Below are 6,248 nucleotides of genomic sequence, written 5' to 3'. Positions count from 1 at the left end.
GCCCGGACGGGACTTCCCGCCCGGGCGCCGTTCTCTGTGCTCCACGGGTGGATCGCCGGCTTCCGGGCCGTGTCCACCATCAGGACACCGGGTCCGGAGGCCGGTGTCCTGCCGGGCGAACGTGTGCTCCGAGCGTTGACCACTGCAGATCTCAAGGGGCGTTGCGGTAGAACCGTGCTGGCGCCGATTCGATGGCGCCCCGGCTCCTGCAACCGGTGGCGGACGCGTCCCGGGGCCACGGCCGGCCCCACGTGCGCGCCGCGTCGTTGCCTCCCGCCTCGGGATGTCCCCGGCCGGTCACAGGCCGGGGCCGCCCCGTGGCGCGACGGGCACACCGGTGAGCCGCCACACCACCAGCATGGGAGACCACGTGCCCGACACCGTCTTTCCTTCTCCGGTCCTCATCGTGCTGCTCGGAGCAGCCGGCAGCGGCAAGAGCACGACGGCCGCCACCTGGCCGCCCGAGAGTGTGCTGGAGCTGGACACGTTCCGTGAGCTCATCAGCGACGATCCTCTGGATCCGGACGCAATCGACGAAGCAGTTCACGCGTTGGGCACGGTGGTCGAACGCCGATTGGCGCGTCGTCAGACGACGGTCGTGGACATCGACCACACCGAGGCGGCGATGCGCGCGAAGCTGCTCGGCCTCGCCGAGCGCTACGACGTCCCGGCGGTGGCGCTGATCATGACCACACCGCTTCGGCTGTGCCTGGACCGAAACGCGTTGCGTCCCGCATACCTGCAGTTGCCGGTGGACGTCGTGCGTGAGCAGTACTGCCAGACGCTCGATGCCACTCCCGGTCTTCGTGCCGAGGGGTTCGACCACATCGAGGCCCTTTACGGGGGCAGCCCGCACCGGTGACCGAGGGCGTTCAGAGACATCCGTGACAGGAAACAGGGACTCCGGTCTGTGGTGGTGACGTGCGGTTTCCGCGGAAGGCGCACGTCATGAGGGGCCGGCGGGGGGCAGGCGGCCGATCTCCACTTGAAACTTGTCATGGGCATGACAGAAGTGCTTGTAAGTGACTCCCGCCTGATGGAGATTCATGCCGTCGCCGACCAGGAGGGGAACATGACTGTGCGGGTAGCAGTGGCCGGAGCGAGCGGATACGCGGGCGGGGAAGTGCTGCGACTGCTGCTCGGACACCCCGGGGCGGAGATCGGCGCCCTGACCGGGGACTCGAATGCCGGCCGAAGACTCGGCACGCTCCAGCCGCACCTGTTCCCGCTGGCCGACCGGGTTCTGGAACCCACCACCACCGAGGTGCTGAGCGGGCACGACGTCGTGTTCCTGGCGCTGCCGCACGGCCATTCGGCCGCCGTCGCCGAGCAACTGGGCGAGGACGTGCTGGTGGTGGACATGGGCGCCGACTTCCGGCTGGCGGACGCGGCCGACTGGGAGCGGTTCTACGGCTCTCCGCACGCCGGGACCTGGCCCTACGGTCTGCCCGAGCTGCCGGGCGGCCGCGCCGCTCTGGAGGGGACCTCGCGTATCGCGGTCCCGGGCTGCTATCCGACCGCTGTGTCACTGGCCCTGTTCCCCGCTTATGCCGCCAGGACGGTCGAGGCCGAGGCCGTGATCACCGCCGCTTCCGGCACCTCGGGCGCGGGAAGGACACTCAAGCCGCATCTGCTCGGCAGTGAGGCGATGGGCTCGATGAGTCCGTACGGCGTCGGCGGCGGTCACCGGCACACCCCCGAAATGATCCAGAGCCTCAGTGCGGTCGCCGGGGAGCGGGTCACCGTCTCCTTCACCCCGACCCTCGCCCCGATGGCCCGCGGCATTCTCGCCACCTGCAGCGCCGGAGCCAGGCCGGGTGTCACCGCTGCCGACGTGCGCGCGGCGTACGAAAAGGCATACGCGGACGAGCCGTTCGTCCACCTGCTGCCCGAGGGACAGTGGCCGGCGACGGCGTCGGTGTACGGATCCAACACCGCCCAGATCCAGGTCGCCTACGACGAAGCGGCCCACCGCGTCATCGCGATCAGCGCGATCGACAACCTTGCCAAGGGAACGGCGGGTGGCGCGGTCCAGAGCATGAACATCGCCCTCGGGCTTCCCGAGGCGACCGGACTTTCCACGATCGGAGTCGCACCGTGAGCGACGCACGCGCGGCCGGCAGGCCGCGGACCACGACGATCCCCACGCCTTCGTACTGCGCGGGCGGAGAAGCGAACGAGGAGATGCAGTGAGCGTCACGGCAGCACAGGGATTCACGGCGGCAGGTGTGGCCGCCGGGATCAAGGCCGGCGGCGACCCGGATCCGGCCCTCGTGGTCAACCACGGGCCGCGCCGCGCCGCCGCGGGCGTCTTCACCTCGAACCGCGCCGAGGCAGCCCCCGTCAAGTGGTCGTCGCAGGGCCTCCAGGGCACCGGCGCCACGGCGGCGAAGGCCTCTGCCCACGAGAACAGCGAGTACCCCTCATGACTGTGCTGAGCACCATGACCCCCACCGGGATGGCCGCTGCCCGTAAGCACATCGCCCTTCCCAAGGCCGACGCCCTCGCGGAGGCACTTCCATGGCTCGCGCGCCACCGCGGCAAGACCGTGGTCATCAAGTTCGGCGGCAACGCCATGGTCGACGACCAGCTCAAGGCCGCCTTCGCCGAGGACATCCTCTTCCTGTACCACGCGGGACTCAGACCCGTCGTCGTGCACGGCGGAGGCCCTCAGATCAACAAGCAGATGGACAGACTCGGGCTCGATTCCCACTTCACCGCAGGGCTGCGGGTGACCACGGACGAAACCATGGACGTGGTCAGGATGGTGCTGGCCGGTCAGGTCCAGCGGGAACTCGTGGGACTGCTCAACCGGCACGGACCGCACGCCGTCGGCATGACCGGCGAGGACGCCCGCCTGATGACCGCCGGCAGAGCGTATGCCGAGATCGACGGCGAGCGCGTGGACATCGGCCGCGTCGGCGAGATCACCGGTATCGACCCCGGAGTCGTCAAGGCTCTTCTGGACAACGGCCGCATACCCGTCGTCTCCTCGATCGCCCGCAGCACCGACGACGCCGACAACGGTGTCTTCAACGTGAACGCCGACACCGCCGCCGCGGCCCTGGCCGCCGCGCTCGACGCCGAGGTGCTGATGATCCTCACGGACGTCGAGGGGCTCTACCGGGACTGGCCCCACAGCGACGACGTCATCTCCCGCCTCAGTGCGACGGAGTTGGAGACTCTTCTCCCCGAGCTGGCCAGCGGCATGATCCCCAAGATGAGGGGCTGCCTGCACGCCGTCAGCAACGGCGTCCGCAGCGCACGGGTGATCGACGGGCGGGTACGGCACTCGATCCTGCTGGAGATCTTCACCGACGAAGGCATCGGCACCATCGTCGTACCCGACGAGGCGGCCGAAGGCGCTGCCGCGTGAAGGGCCACTCCGGCAACGCGGAGCTCACCCATCGCTGGCAGGGCGCCCTGATGGACAACTTCGGCACACCGCGCCTTCCTCTCGTCCGCGGCGAGGGGACCCGGGTGTGGGACGCCGACGGCCGGGAGTACCTGGATCTGCTCGGCGGCATCGCGGTCAACGCCCTGGGCCATGCCCATCCCGCCGTGGTGGAGGCCGTGTCGCGTCAGATCGCCGCACTCGGCCATGTCTCCAACTTCTTCATCGCCGAACCGACCGTCGCGCTCGCGGAGCGTCTTCTGGATCTGACCGGCCGTGCAGGCCGCGTCTACTTCTCCAACTCCGGCGCCGAGGCCAACGAAGCCGCTTTCAAGATCGGACGGCTCACCGGCCGCACCCGCATGGTGGCCGCCCAGGGCGGCTTCCACGGCCGCACCATGGGCGCCCTCTCGCTGACGGGCCAGCCCTCCAAGCGCGACCCCTTCCACCCCATGCCCGGTGACGTCACCTTCGTCCCCTACGGAGACGCCGAGGCGCTGCGCGCCGCCGTCACCGAGGACACGGCATTCGTGATCCTCGAGCCCATCCAGGGCGAGGTCGGCGTCCTCACGCCTCCCTCCGGCTACCTCGCCGCGGCGCGCGAGATCACGGCTGCTGCCGGGGCTCTCCTGGTCCTCGACGAGATCCAGACGGGGATCGGGCGCACCGGCCATTGGTTCGCCGCGCAGGCCGAGGGCGTCGAGGCCGATGTCGTCACCCTGGCCAAGGGGCTGGGTGGCGGCCTGCCCATCGGTGCCACCCTCGCCTTCGGTGAGGCCGCTGACCTTCTCACCCCGGGCACGCACGGTTCCACCTTCAGCGGGAACCCGGTGGTGTGCGCTGGTGCCCTCGCCGTTCTGACCACCATCGCCGACTGCGGACTGCTCGGCCAGGTGAGGCGGACGGGTGAGCAACTGCGCTGCGGTATCGAGGCCTTGGACCACCCACTGGTCCGGCAGGTACGGGGAGCGGGGCTTCTCCTGGGCATCGTGCTGGCCGAAGCTGTCGCACCGCAGGTGCAACAGGCAGCCCAGGAGGCCGGACTTCTGGTGAACGCCGCGGCTCCGGACGTCATCCGTCTTGCCCCGCCACTGACCCTAAGAGACCAGGACGTCGGTATGTTTCTGGACCGATTTCCCGCGATTCTGGGGGCTGTTGCTGCCGAGCGGCCCGCTTCCCTGGGTGTCGTCCCCTCAAATGGGTCCGGAAAACGCCTAGAAAAAACCAGGACGCTGGTTTGATAATCTACCCAGTGCTCCTTCCTGACGGCTTCGGTCGCCGGGCCCCCACGCCGTTTTGAAAGGTTGAATGATGGAACGTCACCCACGACGCTGGCTCATCCTGGTCGTGCTGTGCCTCAGCACGCTCGTGCTGGTGATCGACAACATGGTGCTCACCGTCGCGGTACCGACGATCACCGAGGATCTGAAGGCGAGTGCTCAGGACATCCAGTGGGTCCTCGAGTCGTACATGCTGGTCTTCGCCGGCCTCCTGCTGACCGCTGGAAGCCTGTCCGACAAGTTCGGCAGGCGGAAGGTGATGATCATCGGCCTCGCCCTCTTCGGTGCGGCCTCCGTCATCGGCATGGTCGCCACCTCCCCGGAGCAGCTGATCCTCGGCCGTGTCCTGATGGGCGTCGGCGGCGCGCTGGTGATGCCGAGCACGCTGTCGATCCTCATCACCGTCTTCGACGAGGCCGAGCGGCCCAAGGCGATCGCGGTCTGGAGTGCGGTGGCCATGGTCGGCCTGGTCGGCGGCCCGGTTCTGGGCGGCGCGCTGCTCGCCCACTACTGGTGGGGAGTCGTCTTCCTCATCAACATCCCCATCGCCGTGCTCGCCATCCTGGCGGCCATGGTGCTGATGCCGGAGTCCAAGGGCCCGTGGCGCAAGGCCGACCCGGTCGGCATGGTCCTGTCGGTCGTCGGCATGGGCGCCCTGGTGTGGACGATCAACGAGCTCCCCAAGGGCGGACTCGGCCACACGAGCACGCAGGTCACGCTTGCGGTGACCGTGCTCAGCCTCGTGGGCTTCGCCGTCTGGGAGAAGCGCCACGCCTCTCCGATGGTTCCACTCGCACTGTTCCGCGACCGGGTCTTCACGGGGGCGAGCTTCTCCCTCGTCCTGCTGACTCTGGCCAACGGCGGGCTGATGCTCGTCCTCACCCAGTACCTGCAGTTCGTCCTCGGCTACACCCCCACGGAGACGGGCCTCGCCTTCACCCCGCTGGCCGTTGCCACACTGGTGTTCAACGCACTCGGTGCCTCTCTGATCGCGAAGACCGGCAACCGGGCCATGGCGGTCCTCGGCCTGCTGGTCATCGCCTCCGGTTTCGCACTGCTCTCGACCCTGTCCGTCGGCGACGGCTGGGGCGTCCTGGCCGGAGCCATGTGCCTGATGGGCGCGGGCAGCGGTCTGGCGATGCCCGCGGCGATGGCGGCCATGATGGGCGCCATCCCCGAGGAGCACGCGGGTGTCGGAAGCGCGCTGAACGACACCATCCAGCAGGCCGGCGCCGCACTCGGCGTGGCCGTCCTCGGAGCCGTTCTGACCAGTACCTTCACCAGCAACATGCCGGACGGCGCCCCAGAGGCCGCCCGTCACTCGATCGGTGACGCGCTCGTCGCGGCCGAAAAGGAGCCCGGCCTGCTGAAGTTCGTCAACGACGCCTTCACCGAAGGCATGTCCGCCAGCTTCCTGGCCGGCGCCGCCGGCGTGGTGGGAGCCGCGGTCCTGGCCTTCTTCCTCATGCGGGAGCGCAAGGGCACACCGCAGGCGGCGGAGGGGGAGGACGTCGTCCCGGAGCAGATCCTGACCACCCGCTGACCTGACCCGAACGACACGGCCGGAGCGGTGA

General features: G+C 69.1%; 5 protein-coding genes and 1 pseudogene. All 6 read left to right on the top strand.

The window, feature by feature from the left end:
- Positions 1-358: 358 nt before the first annotated feature.
- The 6 genes and pseudogenes from ACFWFI_RS40090 to ACFWFI_RS40065 all read left to right on the top strand — a co-directional run bounded on the left by ACFWFI_RS40090 (position 359) and on the right by ACFWFI_RS40065 (position 6,217).
- Complete coding sequence (locus tag ACFWFI_RS40090) at positions 359-862, top strand: AAA family ATPase (RefSeq protein WP_387400459.1); 504 nt, start codon at positions 359-361, stop codon at positions 860-862.
- Between the two features lie 210 nt (positions 863-1,072).
- Positions 1,073-2,101, top strand: coding sequence for an N-acetyl-gamma-glutamyl-phosphate reductase (argC, locus tag ACFWFI_RS40085; protein ID WP_387400457.1), 1,029 nt, complete (start codon positions 1,073-1,075; stop codon positions 2,099-2,101).
- 88 nt (positions 2,102-2,189) lie between these two features.
- Positions 2,190-2,369, top strand: a pseudogene (locus ACFWFI_RS40080) (bifunctional ornithine acetyltransferase/N-acetylglutamate synthase); the annotation flags it as partial.
- Positions 2,370-2,425: 56 nt separating this feature from the next.
- Positions 2,426-3,376, top strand: coding sequence for an acetylglutamate kinase (argB, locus tag ACFWFI_RS40075; RefSeq protein WP_387400455.1), 951 nt, complete (start codon positions 2,426-2,428; stop codon positions 3,374-3,376).
- The gene (locus ACFWFI_RS40070) at positions 3,373-4,635 is read left to right on the top strand and encodes an acetylornithine transaminase (protein ID WP_387400453.1); all 1,263 of its coding nucleotides are present in this window, start codon (positions 3,373-3,375) and stop codon (positions 4,633-4,635) included. Before argB ends, ACFWFI_RS40070 begins: the two co-directional genes overlap by 4 nt.
- Positions 4,636-4,705: 70 nt before the next feature.
- Complete coding sequence (locus ACFWFI_RS40065) at positions 4,706-6,217, top strand: MFS transporter (protein ID WP_387400461.1); 1,512 nt, start codon at positions 4,706-4,708, stop codon at positions 6,215-6,217.
- Positions 6,218-6,248 lie beyond the last annotated feature (31 nt).

This window comes from Streptomyces sp. NPDC060209, assembly GCF_042728155.1.
In the GTDB taxonomy this organism is placed as follows: Bacteria; Actinomycetota; Actinomycetes; order Streptomycetales; family Streptomycetaceae; genus Streptomyces.
Note: the sequence above shows the minus strand (reverse complement) of the source record. Positions and strands in the feature narration are given on the sequence as shown.